Origin of the sequence: Sphingobium sp. BHU LFT2, assembly GCF_018604485.1 — a bacterium.
GTDB classification, from domain to species: domain Bacteria; phylum Pseudomonadota; class Alphaproteobacteria; order Sphingomonadales; family Sphingomonadaceae; genus Sphingobium; species Sphingobium yanoikuyae_A.
Window position 1 is genome coordinate 178,882 of record NZ_JAFCGW010000008.1, and the last position, 15,643, is coordinate 194,524.

The following is a 15,643-nucleotide window of genomic DNA, read 5'->3' on the forward strand; positions in this document are numbered from 1 at the left end:
AGATAGAGCTATTTTGATCACCGTCGCATCCACTCGTCCTCGTGAGCGCGTCGGATTAAGTGGGCTACACGATCATCGCGCTGCGATTGACGTGCTATGCTATCAGTACTGGGCATAGAGATAGGCCGCTATGTCTCTGGCTTCCTGGGGCTGTACGCCTTGTTCGGGCATTCCGCTACCAGGGCGCAGCTTCTGGGGATGCGCTATCCAAGCGACCATGGTCGTTGGGTCATTGCCAAGCGAGCCGGCCAGGGCTGCCCGCTGAGCCACGTGCGTCAGGTCAGGGCCCACCTTCCCCAACCCGCTGTCGATACCCGGGATGATGTGGCAGCTGCCGCAGCCATAGCGTTCGATCGCAAAGCGCCCACGATCCCACGCGCCGCCGGTTATCATGTTGGCCCGGCTTTGATGCTGTTCTTGCGTCTGGACGTACATCACGGCGCCCGTAGTCATGGCGAACACAACACATGCAAGCAACAAGATCGTGAGCCACCAAATGCTCGAAGGGATCGGCCGGCTAGCCATGAACAGGCCTCAGCATGCGGCGCAAGACAAGCAAAGCGGCACTGGCATGGACCAGGCCGCCCGGCACCCACATGAGAAGTCCCGCCAACTGCTGGTCCTCCGCGGGTGTCAGACCCAAAGGGGCAAGGCCAAGCCGAGCATAGCCAGCATACCAAGGGCTTGTTGCGAATGACATTAGTGCGCCTAGCGCGCCTGAAACTATCGAGGTCGCCACGAGGCAGAGCGCGGCCATGGGCTGCGCTGTCCTGCGACTGGTCATCGCGGTCCAGAAAAGGAGGGCAGTTACAAGGAAGGACAGATGCTGGGCCGCATGCCACCCCTCGCTGGCCAAGGCGCGGTCAAACAGCACAGGCGCATGCCAGAGCCAGAGCGCGCTGGCCTGGAGTAATGTCGCGGTGACAGGTTTGGTGAGAAATCGCCAGATTTGCCGCACGACAGCGACCCGGCTCCATCTTCCGATCAATGATCGAGATGTTGGAGAGACACCCCAGAGTATGACGGCCAAGGGTTCTGCGAGGACCAGGAAGGGAGCTGCGGCGAGCATGATCAGCTCGTGCTCGAACATATGCGCGCCAAACGAGCGCTCGCCGGCCTCGTGGAGCGGCGATACCAGTGCGGCCGCGAGGAGGAGCCAACCTGCGCCGAAAAGCCGGGCGCGTACCCACAGTGCTTTATGTCCGCGCCTGGAGCGGCGCGATAGGCGGACTGCGCCCAGTGCGAAGAGCCAAAGGGTCAGCAGCAGTGGTCCAACGATCCATGGATCCCAGGTCCACCCTACAGGCTCGTCGTGCACGCTGCCTGTGTCATGCGCCGCGGCCGCAGCAGCGTTGAGCGCGAGGCAAGTGGCGAAACATAGGATCATCCCACGCATGGCGGAACCAACCATAGTGCGAGGGTCTGAAAGACAATGGCGAGCGAAAAGATGCCGGCTACCGCGATCGCCATATGCGCGATCCACGGATGGGTAACCTCTCCCTCAGCCTCCCTGACGGGCCATGCAAGGTTGGCTGCGGCGCCGCAAAGCGCCAGGCTTGCAAGGCCCCAGAGGATTCCGATCGGTGCAGCCTCGCAGCGCGCATGCAGCAGGGCGGAAAGGCCCTGTTCGAAGCCGAACCAAATCGCTGGCGGAAGAAGCAGCGCCAACCATGCACGCGCGCGGAACGAGAGGCGTCTGTTCATGATGCTCTGGGCGCCCAGTAGATAAGGACGTAGACCGGGAGCCAGCACAGGACGACAAAGCTCCAATAGTTGGAATTATCCTCGACGTCAGCGAATTGATCATCGCCCACTTCGTGCGTGAAAAGCCAGGTACCAAGGACGAGCGTGTCACCCCAGTCCGTCACGACGTGAACGGTGTGCAGCATGAGCAGCAACCAGATAGCCGAGCCGTAAGCGTCCTGGTGCCACGGGACGCCCAGATGTGCGAATTCCAAAGCGCGCGGCACAAGCAAGAGGAGCCCTATGACGGTCATCGCCAATGTCCCCCAGCGAACGCCCGACAGCTTCTTTGCGCGGGCACAGCGCAACACCCACAGGTTGGGAATTGCGCTCACAAGCAGTCCTACGGAGAATATCCCGCTCCAAAAAAGGCCCGGCAGCCTGTCACCCGCTGGCGGCCAGACGGGCGCCTGGGTCATGAGATAAAGATATGCGGCAGCCGCCAGCGCGAAACCGGTGCCCTCGATCACCATGAAGCCGATATTGCCCCACCAGACGAGGTGTCGGGGCCCCGTTGCGCTGACGGGCAGGGCTGCCAGTGTGTCGATGATTTCGAAGTCGCGAGGAGCTGTCATGGTCGGGACCCCAGAGGACCATTCGCCGCCCGGGGCCGGTTTGGCCAAAACCAACCGGTCAGCGCCGCGGCGATCGGCAGCGTGCCCAACGCAATCGCCCAGGGCGTGAAGATGCTGCCGATGAACATCGTGGAGACCGCCAGCGCGGCCATGAGTGGCCAGATCGAGGGCGCCGGGCTCTTCTGTCGGTATATTGGCTCAGCATCAGTGACTGATGTGACCAGTACTTGGCGCTTGTCAGGAGAGAGGCCGTCCATCGCTTTGAGCGCCTTGCCGCCATTCCACATCGGCGTGAGATCTTCAACGACTGGGGTAAATGGGAGGTTCCAGGGTGGCGGGGGCGAGGGACTGGCCCATTCCAGCGTTGATCCGCCCCAAGGGTCCGAACCCGAAGGCTCGCCGTGCCAGTAGCTGATCAGTGCGTTTGCGACGAAGATGAGGCCGCCGATCACGGCAACACCACTTCCAGCAGTGGCGACCTGATTGAGGGTTTCCCAGCCCATTCCTGCAGGATAGGTGTACACCCGGCGCGGCATGCCCATGAGGCCAAGGACGTGCATCGGGAAAAAACCGAGATTGAAGCCGCCGACGATCAAGCCGAACGCGATTTTCCCCCAGCTTTCGGACATCATCCGCCCTGTCGCCTTGGGATACCAATAGCAAAAGGCGCCGAACAGTGGGAACATGGCTCCGCCAACCAGCACATAGTGCAGATGGGCGACGATGAAATATGTGTCGGTAAGTTGCAGGTCGAGCGCTGCCGACGCTGTCATTACCCCCGAGAGGCCGCCGATGACGAAGGTTGCGAGGAAGCCTAGAACCCAGAGCATGGGTGTGGCAAAGCATGTGCGTCCCGCCCAGATGGATGCGATCCAGCAGAAGATTTGGAGGCCGGCTGGCAGCGCAATGGCCATACTTGCGGCCGTGTAGAAATTATTGCCGAGACGCGGCAGGCCAACGGCAAACATATGGTGTACCCACAGGCCAAAGGCGAGCGCGCCGATAGACACAATTGCCAGGACAAGTGCGCTATGCCCAAACAGCGGTCGACGTGAGAAGGTCTCGACGATCGAAGAGACGAAGCCCGTTGCGGGTATGAATATGAGATAGACTTCCGGGTGTCCGAAAAACCAAAAGAAATGCTGGAAGAGCACGGCGTCGCCGCCGGTCGCAACGGAAAAGAAGTGCGTAGAAACGAGTCGGTCGGAAATTAACATCGAGGTCACCAGCATCACTGCGGGCATGGAGAGGATCGTCATGATCGATGCGATCAGCATGGCCCAGAGGAACACCGGCATGCGCGCCAGTGTCATGCCTGGCGGACGCATCTTCAGGATGGTCGCCGCGACGTTGACCGAGGCAGCGAGCGCCGCGACCTCTGTGAAGGTAATCATCTGAGCCCATATGTCGGCGCGGTGACCTGGCGAATAGGCAGGGCCCGACAGTGGCGGATATTCAAACCATCCAAGGTCTGGCGTGATGTCGATTGCGTGCGCAATCCAGAGTGTGAGTACGCCGCCGAAGTAGAGCCAGAAGCTGAAGGCGCCCAAGCGAGGAAAAGCCATGTTGCGCGCGCCGAGCATCAGCGGCACGAGCCAGAAAGCCATTGCCTCCATGATCGGTACAGACACCAGGAAGAGCATGGTCGAGCCGTGCAGCGAAAAACTCTCGTTGAAGGTCTGGGCTGTCATCCGGCTGTTTTCGGGAACCGATAGCTGCCAGCGCATGTCCAGCGCCAGCATGCCGGCAAGGAACATGAGGAGGAGGGCCGTTACGATATAGCGCGCGGCAATACGTTTGTGGTCGACCGTAGTCAGAAATCCCCAGAGGCCGGGCGGGTCGCGCCAGGTGCGGTGGAGACGGTCGATGAGCGATCGATCAAGCATCACCGCAAGCTCTCCAGATAGGTGGCGACCGCATCAGCGTCGGCCGGCACAAGCGGCACCGCCGGCATCGATGTACCAGGCTTGAGCGCCTGCGGTTGCGCCAGCCAGCCCTGAATGCCCCCCCGTGTCATCGGCACGGTGCCCGCCGCAATCGAGCGGCGGCTGGCAAAGTGAGTCAGGTCCGGGCCAGCCCGGCCGACCGCAGGCGTGCCGCGGACTGCGTGGCACGATCCACAGACACGCAGGAACAGGGCGGCAGCGCGCGAGCCGACAAGTGCTCCAGCTGCGACTGGATCGCTTTGTCGCGCAAGCCAGGCGTCGAATTGCGCTGGAGTGTCGACCTTCACGTCGAAAGACATGTGCGCGTGCTGTGTCCCGCAGAATTCCGCACACTGTCCGCGGAACCAGCCTAGCCGCCGCGGCGTCAAGTCGACGAGGTTACGGCGGCCCGGGATCATGTCGATCTTGCCAGCCACATTGGGGACCCAGAAGCTGTGGATCACATCTCCTGAGGCGAGTTGGACGCGCGCGGTCCTACCGAGCGGAAGATGGAGTTCATTTGCAGTCTCAATCCAGCGGCCACTGGCAGGGTCGCTATACTCGATCCGCCACCACCATTGATGGCCCGTCACCCTAATATGCAGGGCGTCATCATCACGGGCCGCTATGAGCGCCCGGTCGACAACCAAACTGCCCACGATCAATATTGTGAGCCCCACGACGATCCCGGCTGCAGCTGAGTAGAAGCCCCGATTGAGTATTTTTTCGCTGCCGTCTGGCGCCGCATTCCGCCGGCGTGCTTTTGCTGCGAGCACACTCCACATAATTGCGCCGATTATGATGAGATAGACGCCGCCGCAAACGATCATCATCAATAGGAAAAGAGAGTGTAGCGCGGAGGCTTGATCGCCTGCCGGCGACAAAGGCGTCTGGATCCCGGAACATGCGCCAAGTAGCAGCATCAGAAGAGAAAGGCCGAACTTGCTCATTGCGGACCGGGCCAGCGCGGACCTTGCGCCTCGCCCTTTTGGTCAAGAGAGACGCGGCGCCGTTTCTGAGGATAATGCTTGGCCAGATCGCGGACATAGGCGGTAACCTGCCAAAGTTGCTCGAGCGGAATGACGTCGCCATAGGCAGGCTTTGGCCGGTGCGCTGCGATCGACTGATAGACATCGGCAAAGCCCCCGCCGCGTTGCCATCGCTCGCCGGTGAAGCTTGTCGCGCTCGGGGCTGTGCCGCTATGACAGGCTACGCAGCCATACCAGTAGAAATAGCGGCTGCCCTGCGAGATCTGGTATAGGTTGGCTTGATAAGCTGATATCCGCGGGTCGGTGTTTCCCGTGGGAGCGGTCTGCGGAATGCCAGGAGCTACCTCGCGCGCCTCATTGCTGCAACTCGCGAGAGCCCCCAAGATCAATAATGGTGCTACCCCCATGATATGCACGGCTAAGTCACGATGCGGACCGGCACACCCTTTGCCGCCGGTGTTTTGGACTGTTCATCATGATACCAGAGGGGAATGAGAGGATTCATTTCAGGATAGTAAGCGCCAAGGCACCCACGCGGCAGCAGGAAAGGGATGACAGTCAACCCATCGACCTGCCGATGGACGCCGTCACCGGCATCGCTCGCCAGCGCGACAAGCTGCCCATTCTCAAGTCCGGCTGCGGCAATGTCTTCAGGATTCATAAGGACGACGTCCCGGGTACCCTCGATACCGCGGAGGCGGTCGGAGTAGCCATAGATGGTGGTGTTGAACTGGTCGTTCGAGCGCAAGGTCACCAGGCGATAGCGTCCCTCTGCCGGGGCAAAGCCGACCGAGGTCATGGCTTTGGGTACCGTGAACTCCGCTTTGCCGCTCGGTGTTTTCCAGATACGCTCGCGCGCAGAATTACCGCGATAAAAGCCGCCCGGCGTGAACACTCGGTCATTGAAATCACGGAACTGATCAGGATAGGTCTGCTCGATAGCGTTCCGGATCTTTGCATAGTCGCCGGTCCAATCGTCCCATGGCAACTTCGGATTGGGCGGGAGGGTCGCTTTTGCCATACCCGCAACGATGGCAACCTCGCTTTTAAGGTGCTGTGAGGCAGGCGTGTTGTTGCCGAGCGAACCGTGGATGCAGGAGAGTGAGTCCTCCATCGTTACAGCCTGCGCGCCGCTTACCTGGCTGTCCTTCTCCGAGCGGCCGAGACAGGGCAGGAGATATGCCACCTCGCCGTTGATCAGATGACTGCGGTTGAGCTTCGTGGCGATCTGTACGGTGAGGCGCATTTTTTGCCAAGCTGTCTCCATCATCTCGCGCTCGGGTATGGCTCGCAGAAAATTGCCGCCCAGTCCGATGAAGGCTTTCACATCGCCCGAAATGATCTTCTCGCAGGCTTTGACCGTATTCATTCCTTCTTCACGCGGAGGCTCGAAACCATATTGCCACGCGAGCCTGTCGAGTGGCACAAGCTCTGGCTTTTCCGAAATGCCTACGGTCCGCTGACCCTGGACGTTGGAATGGCCGCGCACCGGCGAGATGCCGGTTCCCTCGCGGCCGATATTGCCTTTGAGGAGCCAGAGGTTGGTGAGCGCGGCAAGGTTCTCAAATCCGTGGACGTGCTGCGTGAGACCCATGCCGTACATGGCGATCGAGCGGCTTGCCTCGATGTAGATTTGCGCGGCCTCCTCGAGATCGGCGCGGGCGAGCCCGCTTTCGCATTCTACCTCCTCCCAACTTTTCGCCTCAACCTCCGCCTTCATCGCTTCGAAGCCGTTCGTGTGCTGCTGGATAAATTCGATATCGAGAATATGCAGCTTTTCCTGCGCCCATTTTCGCTCTTCGGCCGCAAGGACGTGCTTGATGAGCCCTGTTATCGCGGCGATATCGCCCCCCGCCTTTACCTGCAGATATAGGGTCGAAATTGGCGTCTCTTTGGGGGTCAGCATCTCGGCGGGGCTCTGTGGATTTTTGAAGACCTCCAGACCCTTCTCGCGGATTGGGTTGAACGTGACGATCTTGACGCCGCGCTTTACTGCCTCCTGCAAGGGATGAAGCAGGCGCGGGCTGTTCGAGCCGGTGTTTTGCCCAAAGAAGAAGATGGCATCGCACAAGTGAAGGTCGGAAAGGACGCAGGTTCCGACCGGCGAGCCAATCAGCTTCTTGAGCGCCACCGAAGTCGTCTCATGGCACATATTCGAGCTGTCGGGCAGATTGTTATGCCCATAGACGCGAGCGAACAAAGCGTAGAGGTAGCTCGTCTCGAGACTGGCGCGGCCAGAAGCATAGAAGACGGCCGAGCGTGGATCGATGGCCTTTAGCTCGCGGCCGATCGCGGCAAAGGCCTCTTCCCAGCTGCATGGTACATAAGTGTCCGAAGGGCGGTCGTAACGCATGGGGTGCGTGATCCGGCCAAGCTGCTCAAGATCATGATCTTTCCAGGTTCGAAGCTCGCTGATCTTGTGTGCGGAAAGCACCTCGGGCGTACAGCGCCGGGAGGTTAGCTCCCAAAACGTCGCCTTGGCGCCATTTTCGCAGAATTCGAGCGGATGCGCCTGGGCCGGCTTGGTCCAGGCGCACGACACGCACATGAACCCCCTGACCTTATTCTGGCGGCGCAACGTGTCGAGGACGGCGGGGGTAGGTTTTTCGCTCCAGGCGATCGACGCCATTCCTCGAAGCGATCCCCAGCCCCCCTCGGCCCCGTCATAATGGACCGTTTCTTCCTCTTCAGCCATATCGACACGCCTCCTGACGGCATAATGATCCCGTGGCCGAGTGCGGCAACTAACCTATGTTCTTCCTTGGCTGCTCGTGGATTTGATGGTCGTTGAAGCGTGCTCTTAAGACGGTGAAATGCTTGTAGGGTGAAGCTTAGCATTTTTAATCTTGCATCAGTGCCGCCCGACAACATGAGGCTGCTGACCGAACCATCGGCTTGCATCTTAAAAAGGGCTGGGAGCGCCCATATTGTCGGCGGCCTCGGCCGGACCGATCGCCGACCGTTCGCACGGCCTTTCGCGGAACAATTATCTTGGCGGAGCGTAATGGCCAAGCAAGCCTACCACGCTTGCACCTTCTCAACTGGCCCCGCTGTCCGACCACTAGCGGGGTTTTTCTTGCTTGCCACCTGTCTGTAACTGAAACATGTTCTGAAGATAGCGACGAGACTCTTACCTCGTCGCTCTCCCCGGACTGGCCCTGCGCGTCCATTCGCTGCGGGGCCTTTTCGTGAGGTTTGCGTGCTCAGGAATTCAAGACGACAGCAGCCCACCGATCCTTAGAGCGTCAATTTGTGCCTGCAGCGCGCGAGCGGCCCACAAAGGGCCAGTAAAGTTTTTTGAGGCTGATCGTCGTTCCACAGCAGATCGGGATATTGCCGGAACCGGACAATTGCCGCTTGGGGCAGAGCTAACTGAGCTTTGGGCAATTTGCTGCCGCGTAAGAAAGCGGCAGCGGTGCACCGATTATTGTTGCCGGAGACATGGCGAATTTTCAGAAAATGCTCGGAATTAAGCGCCCAGCGCAGGAAGTTATCTAACCTGCTGACGGTCGCCAACAGGCCTGAAAGCAGAGAAGCGTTGGCCAGAATATTCAAAGCGCCGTACGGGTGGCCCGCCAGCATATTGCTTCGCGATGGAAAGCCTTTCGATCTTTCACATCGTTACGGGCGCAACCCAGTCGTGGGTCTTGGCGTTAGATGAATGTGGTGTCGCCAAATCCAGGCTTAATGGAAAGTAGCCTTGGGCAATGGGAACGAGGCAACCGTTGGAAGCGAGAGATTACCGATGAGAGAGAAGGATGCGCGTGTTTCGACCGGAAATACCGGCCTCGACCTCGTGCTGCGCGGCGGACTTCCGGCCAACAGATTATTTTTGCTTGAAGGAATGCCGGGCTCAGGCAAGACAACCCTCGCGCTCGAATTCCTGCTGCAGGGCGTACGTAATGGCGAGCCGGTTCTCTACGTCACGCTATCGGAAACCAGCGAGGAGCTGGAGATCGTTGCACAGTCGCACGGCTGGTCGTTGGAGGGGATCGATCTGTTTGAACTGGCATCGGCGGACGAAGTGCTCGGAGTGAGCCGCGATCAGTCGATCCTACATAGTTGGGAAATGGAATTAGGCGGGACGATCCAGCTGATCCGCGAGGAAGTGGAGCGAGTGAAGCCCAAGCGGATCGTGTTCGACAGCCTTTCGGAGATGCGGCTGTTGGCGCAGGATCCCTTGCGCTATCGTCGCCAGCTTCTGTTCCTCAAGCAGTTCTTTTCGGGGCTCGACACCACCGTGCTGCTGGTCGATGACATGACCGGATCGAACGGCGGGCGTGATAATCATCTTCATAGCCTTTGTCATGGCGTGCTTACACTTGAACGGCTCACGCTTGATTTCGGTGCTGCGCGTCGGCGCATGCAGGTGCAGAAGATGCGCGGCGTCGATTTCGTAGCGGGTTATCACGACATGATCATCCGCCCTGGTGGCATCAACATCTTCCCACGCCTTGTGGCGGCCGATCATCACACGCCGTTTATAGGCGAGCACGTGCCGAGCGGCCTCGACGCACTCGACGCGCTTTTGAACGGAGGCCCTGCCCGGGGCACCTCTACGCTGATCACCGGGCCGGCTGGTTCGGGCAAGACCACACTATCCCTCCAATATCTGGCTGCCGCATGCCAGCGCGGTGAAAAGGCGGTGATCTACGAGTTCGACGAGCGCATCGGCACGTTGATCAGCCGGGCGCAGGCATTTGGTATCGATTTGCAAAATCTCATGACGGACGGACGCCTGACTATCCGCCAGATCGACGCGGCGGAGATCGCGCCGGGGCAGTTCGCGGCAATGGTTCGTAGCGAGATTGAGGAGAATGACGTCGAGGTCGTGATGATCGACAGCCTTAATGGCTATGTCGCTGCGATGCCGCAGGAAAAGCAACTGATCCTGCAGCTGCATGAGCTCCTGTCCTATCTGAACCAGGCCGGGGTCGTAACGTTTCTGATCAATCCGCAGTCCGGGTTCTTCGGCACGATGCACGCCAGTGAACTCAACGTCTCCTACATCGCCGATATTGTCATTCTGCTGCGCTTCTTTGAAAGCCGTGGTCGCATCCGCAAGGCGATCTCGGTCGTCAAAAACCGTAGTGGCCAGCATGAGGACACCATTCGCGAACTGCGCATCGACGCGCACGGGATCCGCGTCGGAGAGCCGCTGGCCGAGTTTCGCGGGGTCCTGACTGGAACACCTGAATATGTCGGGGAAAAAGCGCCTCTGTTGGAAGACCGTAGTTAAGTGCATCGCTCATCATCCAACGGCCATCGCGTCCTAGTCAGCGCACCCTATGGCAGCGACGCTGCGAGCGTAGGGAAATTACTTGGCACGCAAGGCTATGATGTGAGCATCTGTGCGTCGCTAGCCGATGTAGCAGCCACGCTCAGCGAGGATATTGGAGTTGTCCTGATAACCGAGGAGGCACTCTTTACCGATCTGGGGCCGCTCAATCGAGCGCTTGAGGCGCAGCCGGCATGGTCGGACGTGCCCTTCATTCTGCTCGCAGGGCGGCAAGCTGGGCGCGCGACAGGAAGTGAAGCGATCAGACGGCGGCTGCCCGACAGCGCAATCAACGTCGTCCTGCTCGAACGACCGCTCAGCAGCGAATCGTTGTTCAGCGCCATTAGCTCGGCAATACGCGCGCGGCAGAAACAGTTTGAAATACGCGACCGGCTGGCAGAGCTAATGAGTGAACGCACGCGCCTGACGACCCTGCTCGATACGATCCCGGTCGGCGTGGCTTTCGTGAACCCGGACGGATCGACCCTGCTATCAAATCCCGAATTCCTACGTTTTCTTCCGACCGGCGAGGTGCCCTCACGTGTTCCAGGTTCGCAGGATCAGTGGGAAGGATATGAAGCCGATGGGAGACGCATTGAGCCTGATCGCTATGTCACGGCAAGATCGCTGCGCGGAGAGCGCGTAGCTGGCATTGAATTCCTGCATCATCCTGTGGTTGGCGAACCGGTATGGACACGAGTGAGCGGAATTCCTCTGCTTGAAGGCGATCGGGTGACAGGTGCGATTTCGGTGATCGTCGATATCGACGAACAAAAGCGCGGTCAGGTTGCTCTCGCCCAAGCTGCAGGCAAGCTCGAGCAAAAGGTTGCTGAGCGGACCGAAGCGTTGACTAAGGCCTTGAGCGAATTGGAGGCTGAGGCACAAGTGCGCGAACGAGCCGAGGCGGCACTACGCCAGTCGCAAAAGATGGAAGCGGTCGGGCAGCTGACCGGCGGTATCGCGCATGACTTCAACAATATGTTGACCGGGGTGATAGGCGCTATCGATATCATGAAACGCCGGATCGCTTCGGGACGGCTGGACGACCTTGACCGGTTCATGGACGCGGCCAGCGTGTCGGCTCAGCGCGCCGCAGGGCTGACCGCGCGCTTGCTGGCGTTTTCGCGTCGCCAGTCGCTCGACAGTCGACCTACGGATGTCAACGCGCTGATTGCATCGCTGGAGGACCTACTGTGCCGAACGATGAGCGAGCAGATTTCGGTCTCGATTCTATCAGCCCGCGACATCCCGCCGGCCGTTGTCGACGCCAACCAGCTTGAGAGCGCGATCCTGAACCTGGCGATTAATGCGCGCGATGCCATGCCTGAGGGCGGAGCGCTAACTCTTGAGACCAGCGTGACGATTCTAGACACGAAATATTGCCAGACGCATCCCGGCGCGATGCCTGGACGCTATGTTGTCGTCGCAGTGTCGGACAGCGGCGTTGGCATGGATGAGGATACGCTCGCGAAGGTGTTCGATCCCTTCTTTACCACCAAGCCGGTTGGACAGGGCACCGGACTTGGACTGTCTATGGTGTACGGCTTCGCCAAGCAATCAGAGGGGCAGGTTCGAATTCACTCGACACCAGGCCATGGCACGTCGGTCAAGCTTTTTCTGCCGGTCGCTCAGGACGGCATCGTCGGCGAGGATGATGCACCTGCCCCAATTCATCATGGGGACGGGCAGACTGTATTGCTGGTTGAGGACGACGAATCGGTGCGCCTATTGGTGCGCGAAGTCCTAAGCGAGCTGGGCTACAAGGCAGTGGAGGCAGCCGAGGCGCAATCGGCAATCCGTCTGCTCGACAGCGGCCACAAGTTTGATCTGATGATCACCGATGTAGGCCTCCCAGGAATGAACGGGCGACAGCTTGCTGAGGTTGCGCGTGAACACTTGCCCGCACTCCCGATCTTGTTCGTCACCGGCTATGCCGAGAACGCGGCGATCCGTGCGGGATTCTTGGGCACCAACATGCAAATGATCTCTAAGCCGTTCCAGATCGAACATCTTTCCGCAAAAATTGGCGAAATGCTGAAATAGGTCACTGTCTTGGCAATAATGGTCGGTGAGACAGTTACACAGAACGAGCCCTATGACAGCGAAAAGGCCATAGCGCCGGCGAGTCGTACAGCAGCCAGTGCCATGTCGGCAGGCACGATGTTGCGCAAATTTTCGACGATCGACGTCTTCGACGCAGCGGGCATCGTCATTCCACTTTTGACAGCAGACATTTGGCTGCATGACGCGCGGCCCTCTTTGGACCCAAATCTGCGAAGGCATGATGGCGTCGCAAGGCGCCATCATGCGTTTGTAGATCGGCCATTAGAAGCGGCGACGGTCTGATCTGTCGATCAGGTAGTACCGTCCCCGAAAACTGTAAGGGCGGTGCCCTCGATGCTCACCTTACCGCTGCGGCGATTGATCGTGACCAGCGGTTTGTTTGGACCATTGAGCCTCGGACGAAATGTCGCCAAAAAATCACAATTCGCCAGCCCGGGCCAACTGCTGCAATTGCGACCGAGATCTTTAGCTTTGATGTGTGGAGCATCGCCAGGTGGGCCTTTCACCCGCTAGAAAGTGCCGCCTTTGCATGGCGCACACCCTTTCTGGACGCTTGTTGCGCGTTTTACGTGTCCGGCCTGACCGGCAGCTATTCCCTTGGATACCTCAGCCTGACGGTAATGCGACATATCTCCGAGGTACGCTCATTCTCTTATGGATCCTCGAGCCAAGCCGGAATGACACAGCGTGCATCAATCACCCGCCATACGTCGATATGGTCGTCTCGTCAGACGTAGAAGTCGAGCCACGGAAAACGGGCGAGCCGACGATGTCGCAGCCCCGGCAGGTTCAGCTCATGTGCGCAACGCGGCGAACCAACGCCGGGATGCTCCGCAATCGCACGGTAGGCTGCTTCGAGCCCATCGACGAAACCGAGCGCGATGTCTGATCCGGCCTCTCTCACGTAATGGTCGATCGCGCGCAGTTGCACGCCGCGCTGGCCCGGATCGCGCAGCAAGGGCAGGATGGAGCGGACGGGATTGTAGTCGACGGGGACTGACGAGTGATCGTCTAGCCGGCTGTGGATGCGCCGGCGCCGATCCCCAGGCGTCTGAAGACGGACGCACTGCCGACAGCGGCTTCGGCATGAGTGCGCATCATCTGTTCCGCTTCATCGGGGGCCCGGCGAAGGATCGCATCGATTACCGTACAATGCGCCCGGTGCGCTGCCTCAAGATGCGCGAACTCGGCGGGCCGATCGCTCCAGTCGACCGCCAGTGCCGACGCCGAAGCGAAGGGCAGGTGATTGTTGCGCGCCAGCGCCTGTCCGATCGACGGGTTGCCGCTGACCTCGATCAGCAGATCGTGGAACGCCAGATTATAGGCGTAGAAGCGGTCAAGGTCGCCGTCGCTAAGGCCGCCCTTGGCAAAAATCGCTTCTCCCTGTGTCAGGCAGGCCGCAAAGCGTTGCTCATCCAACGAAGAAAGGCCCTGCGTCGCGATCCGGCGCGCCGCCAATCCCTCCAACACGCCTCGGACTTCAATCGCGCCATGAATCTCGGACGCCGTGATCGCCCGTGCGGCATAGCCACGACCGCCGAGCTTTGTGACCAGCCCCTCTGTCTCGAGCGCCCGAAGCGCGGTGCGGACCGGCATGCGCGACACGCCGAGTGCTGCCGCCGTCGCCACTTCGGCGATCCGCTCTCCCGGCTGGATCGCCCCTTCGGCAATCATGCGCCGCAAGGAGATGATGACATGCTGTCCGGGCTTGGTGGGGCGCTGGTCGACGTTCCTATCGCTGTCGGATCGATGCTGCATGCCATGTCTTTTGAACGTTGATCGCCGGCTGTCAAACCGGCGACATCTCCGCCGCGATGGCCCGCTCGATCATCATGCGCGATCGCACCCCGCCGGCGTCGATATTCAGCTTCAACAGCCGGCGATCGGGATATCGGGTCAGATTGGCCTGCTGCTGTTCGAGCATGTCGAGATCTTCGGCGAAGATCCGCCCCTGTCCCTCGCGGATCGTGTCGGTAAGCATCTCATCTTGCGTCGCGAAGCGGCGCGCCATGCCCCAGAAATAATGGTGCGATGTCTCGGTTTCGGGTGTGATGAAATCGACAACGATTGCGGATGCCTTGAGCGCGTCCTCGGCGTCATAGCCTCCATGCCCCTGCAGCGCGACACCCACCTCGATCATGACATGGCTCGGCAGGGTGAAGCGGCAGATTTGCCAGCGGTCGACCGGTGCGTCCTCCGGCAGGCCTGCCCCCCGAAGCGCCATTTGCCAGAAGGGCGGCGCAGAGACGGCATCCATGAACCGACTGGTGACGACCTCGCTGTCGGTTGCGCGGGTCTTGACCGGGGCCTCATCGATTTCCTTCTGCCCGATGCTGCTGGCATGGACATAGGTTTCATGGGTCAGGTCCATGAGATTGTCGACCATCAGCCGATAGTCGCAGGCGATGTGATAATAGCCGCCACCATAGGCCCAATCGGCGCTTTCCGCCCATTCCAGATGGTGCAGCGCCGCCGGATTGGCCGTATCGGCCTTGCCGGGCCATACCCAGATGAAGCCATAGCGCTCGATCGTCGGGAAATGCCGGGTGTTGGGGAAGCCGCCGACCCGCTGGCCGGGCATGGAGGCGACCTTGCCATGGCAATCGGTCACAAGGCCATGATAGCCGCAAACCAATTGGCCATCCTTGACGAAGCCAAGCGAGAGTGGGGCGCCGCGATGCGGGCAGAAATCCTCCAGCGCGCAAACCGCGCCATCCTTGCCGCGAAAGAACACCATGCGTTCGTTGCATATGGTCCGGGCCAGAGGTTTGTCGCTCACGTCAGCTGAGGTGCAGGCGACATACCAGCTATCCTTCGGCCATGATTGCGCGCCGGCCGGTGCCACATTTGCCTGCATGATCCACTCCTATTATTGGATCCATTGTGTACGTTAGTGGATCCAATGACAAGGCGATTTCGATGATCCGCTCTCGAAAGTGTCGGATTCAATTCAGCCAAAGATGAGGGGCCAGGGCAGACCTTGAGACAATTAAGGGTACAGTCGGACATCGGCAGTGGGGAGGAGCTCGAACTGCTATCCTGACGATGCCTGGAACCTCGGTCACCAAA

14 protein-coding genes are annotated in these 15,643 nt (G+C 59.9%); 2 read left to right on the forward strand and 12 right to left on the reverse strand.

Annotated features, from left to right (window positions below; genetic code table 11):
- Positions 1 to 102: 102 nt before the first annotated feature.
- From JQK15_RS16240 to JQK15_RS16280, 9 genes are all read right to left on the reverse strand, one after another.
- On the reverse strand, positions 103 to 435 hold the full coding sequence (locus JQK15_RS16240; protein WP_251007797.1) for a c-type cytochrome: 333 nt from the start codon (positions 433 to 435) through the stop codon (positions 103 to 105).
- Between the two features lie 82 nt (positions 436 to 517).
- Positions 518 to 1,411 carry a cytochrome c oxidase assembly protein gene (locus JQK15_RS27475; RefSeq protein WP_353047208.1) on the reverse strand — a complete coding sequence of 298 codons (894 nt, stop codon included), beginning with the start codon at positions 1,409 to 1,411 and terminating at the stop codon, positions 518 to 520.
- On the reverse strand, positions 1,384 to 1,704 hold the full coding sequence (locus JQK15_RS16250; protein ID WP_214866443.1) for a hypothetical protein: 321 nt from the start codon (positions 1,702 to 1,704) through the stop codon (positions 1,384 to 1,386). The genes JQK15_RS27475 and JQK15_RS16250 overlap by 28 nt, the downstream gene beginning before the upstream one ends.
- Positions 1,701 to 2,318: a cytochrome c oxidase subunit 3 gene (locus tag JQK15_RS16255; protein ID WP_214866444.1), complete on the reverse strand. Its 618-nt coding sequence runs from the start codon at positions 2,316 to 2,318 to the stop codon at positions 1,701 to 1,703. The genes JQK15_RS16250 and JQK15_RS16255 overlap by 4 nt, the downstream gene beginning before the upstream one ends.
- Positions 2,315 to 4,204, reverse strand: coding sequence for a cbb3-type cytochrome c oxidase subunit I (locus JQK15_RS16260; protein ID WP_251007798.1), 1,890 nt, complete (start codon positions 4,202 to 4,204; stop codon positions 2,315 to 2,317). The genes JQK15_RS16255 and JQK15_RS16260 overlap by 4 nt, the downstream gene beginning before the upstream one ends.
- Positions 4,204 to 5,193, reverse strand: coding sequence for a cytochrome c oxidase subunit II (coxB, locus tag JQK15_RS16265; protein ID WP_214866446.1), 990 nt, complete (start codon positions 5,191 to 5,193; stop codon positions 4,204 to 4,206). The genes JQK15_RS16260 and coxB overlap by 1 nt, the downstream gene beginning before the upstream one ends.
- A complete protein-coding gene (locus tag JQK15_RS16270; protein ID WP_214866447.1) occupies positions 5,190 to 5,648 on the reverse strand; it encodes a c-type cytochrome in 459 nt (152 codons plus the stop codon). The genes coxB and JQK15_RS16270 overlap by 4 nt, the downstream gene beginning before the upstream one ends.
- 2 nt (positions 5,649 to 5,650) lie before the next feature.
- Positions 5,651 to 7,927: an FdhF/YdeP family oxidoreductase gene (locus JQK15_RS16275; protein WP_214866448.1), complete on the reverse strand. Its 2,277-nt coding sequence runs from the start codon at positions 7,925 to 7,927 to the stop codon at positions 5,651 to 5,653.
- Positions 7,928 to 8,469: 542 nt separating this feature from the next.
- Positions 8,470 to 8,814, reverse strand: coding sequence for a hypothetical protein (locus JQK15_RS16280; protein ID WP_214866449.1), 345 nt, complete (start codon positions 8,812 to 8,814; stop codon positions 8,470 to 8,472).
- Positions 8,815 to 8,977: 163 nt separating this feature from the next.
- Here JQK15_RS16280 and JQK15_RS16285 point away from each other — a divergent pair, with 163 nt between their 5' ends.
- Together JQK15_RS16285 and JQK15_RS27480 are read left to right on the forward strand one after the other, a co-directional pair.
- Positions 8,978 to 10,471, forward strand: a complete 1,494-nt coding sequence (locus JQK15_RS16285) for an ATPase domain-containing protein (protein WP_214866450.1) — start codon at positions 8,978 to 8,980, stop codon at positions 10,469 to 10,471.
- Between the two features lie 102 nt (positions 10,472 to 10,573).
- Positions 10,574 to 12,553, forward strand: a complete 1,980-nt coding sequence (locus tag JQK15_RS27480) for a hybrid sensor histidine kinase/response regulator (protein WP_270093793.1) — start codon at positions 10,574 to 10,576, stop codon at positions 12,551 to 12,553.
- A gap of 748 nt (positions 12,554 to 13,301) precedes the next feature.
- Here the strand turns inward: JQK15_RS27480 and JQK15_RS16295 are convergent.
- The 3 genes from JQK15_RS16295 to JQK15_RS16305 are packed head-to-tail and all read right to left on the reverse strand — an operon-like array spanning position 13,302 to position 15,431.
- Positions 13,302 to 13,532 (reverse strand): type II toxin-antitoxin system RelE/ParE family toxin, encoded by a 231-nt coding sequence (locus JQK15_RS16295; RefSeq protein ID WP_251007799.1) that lies wholly within the window; start codon positions 13,530 to 13,532, stop codon positions 13,302 to 13,304.
- Positions 13,533 to 13,585: 53 nt separating this feature from the next.
- The gene (locus tag JQK15_RS16300) at positions 13,586 to 14,332 is read right to left on the reverse strand and encodes a GntR family transcriptional regulator (RefSeq protein ID WP_214866452.1); all 747 of its coding nucleotides are present in this window, start codon (positions 14,330 to 14,332) and stop codon (positions 13,586 to 13,588) included.
- A 31-nt stretch (positions 14,333 to 14,363) separates the two neighbouring features.
- Entirely contained in the window at positions 14,364 to 15,431 is a 1,068-nt protein-coding gene (locus JQK15_RS16305) for a Rieske 2Fe-2S domain-containing protein (protein ID WP_214866453.1), read from the reverse strand.
- Between the last annotated feature and the right edge of the window lie 212 nt (positions 15,432 to 15,643).

Coding starts and splice junctions, on each gene's coding strand:
- JQK15_RS16250 (WP_214866443.1), bottom strand. CDS start 1,704: ATGAACAGACGCCTCTCGTTCCGCGCGCGTGCATGGTTGGCGCTGCTT.
- JQK15_RS16275 (WP_214866448.1), bottom strand. CDS start 7,927: ATGGCTGAAGAGGAAGAAACGGTCCATTATGACGGGGCCGAGGGGGGC.
- coxB (WP_214866446.1), bottom strand. CDS start 5,193: ATGAGCAAGTTCGGCCTTTCTCTTCTGATGCTGCTACTTGGCGCATGT.
- JQK15_RS16260 (WP_251007798.1), bottom strand. CDS start 4,204: ATGCTTGATCGATCGCTCATCGACCGTCTCCACCGCACCTGGCGCGAC.
- JQK15_RS16300 (WP_214866452.1), bottom strand. CDS start 14,332: ATGCAGCATCGATCCGACAGCGATAGGAACGTCGACCAGCGCCCCACC.
- JQK15_RS16305 (WP_214866453.1), bottom strand. CDS start 15,431: ATGCAGGCAAATGTGGCACCGGCCGGCGCGCAATCATGGCCGAAGGAT.
- JQK15_RS16255 (WP_214866444.1), bottom strand. CDS start 2,318: ATGACAGCTCCTCGCGACTTCGAAATCATCGACACACTGGCAGCCCTG.
- JQK15_RS16285 (WP_214866450.1), top strand. CDS start 8,978: ATGAGAGAGAAGGATGCGCGTGTTTCGACCGGAAATACCGGCCTCGAC.
- JQK15_RS16240 (WP_251007797.1), bottom strand. CDS start 435: ATGTACGTCCAGACGCAAGAACAGCATCAAAGCCGGGCCAACATGATA.
- JQK15_RS16280 (WP_214866449.1), bottom strand. CDS start 8,814: ATGCTGGCGGGCCACCCGTACGGCGCTTTGAATATTCTGGCCAACGCT.
- JQK15_RS27475 (WP_353047208.1), bottom strand. CDS start 1,411: ATGGTTGGTTCCGCCATGCGTGGGATGATCCTATGTTTCGCCACTTGC.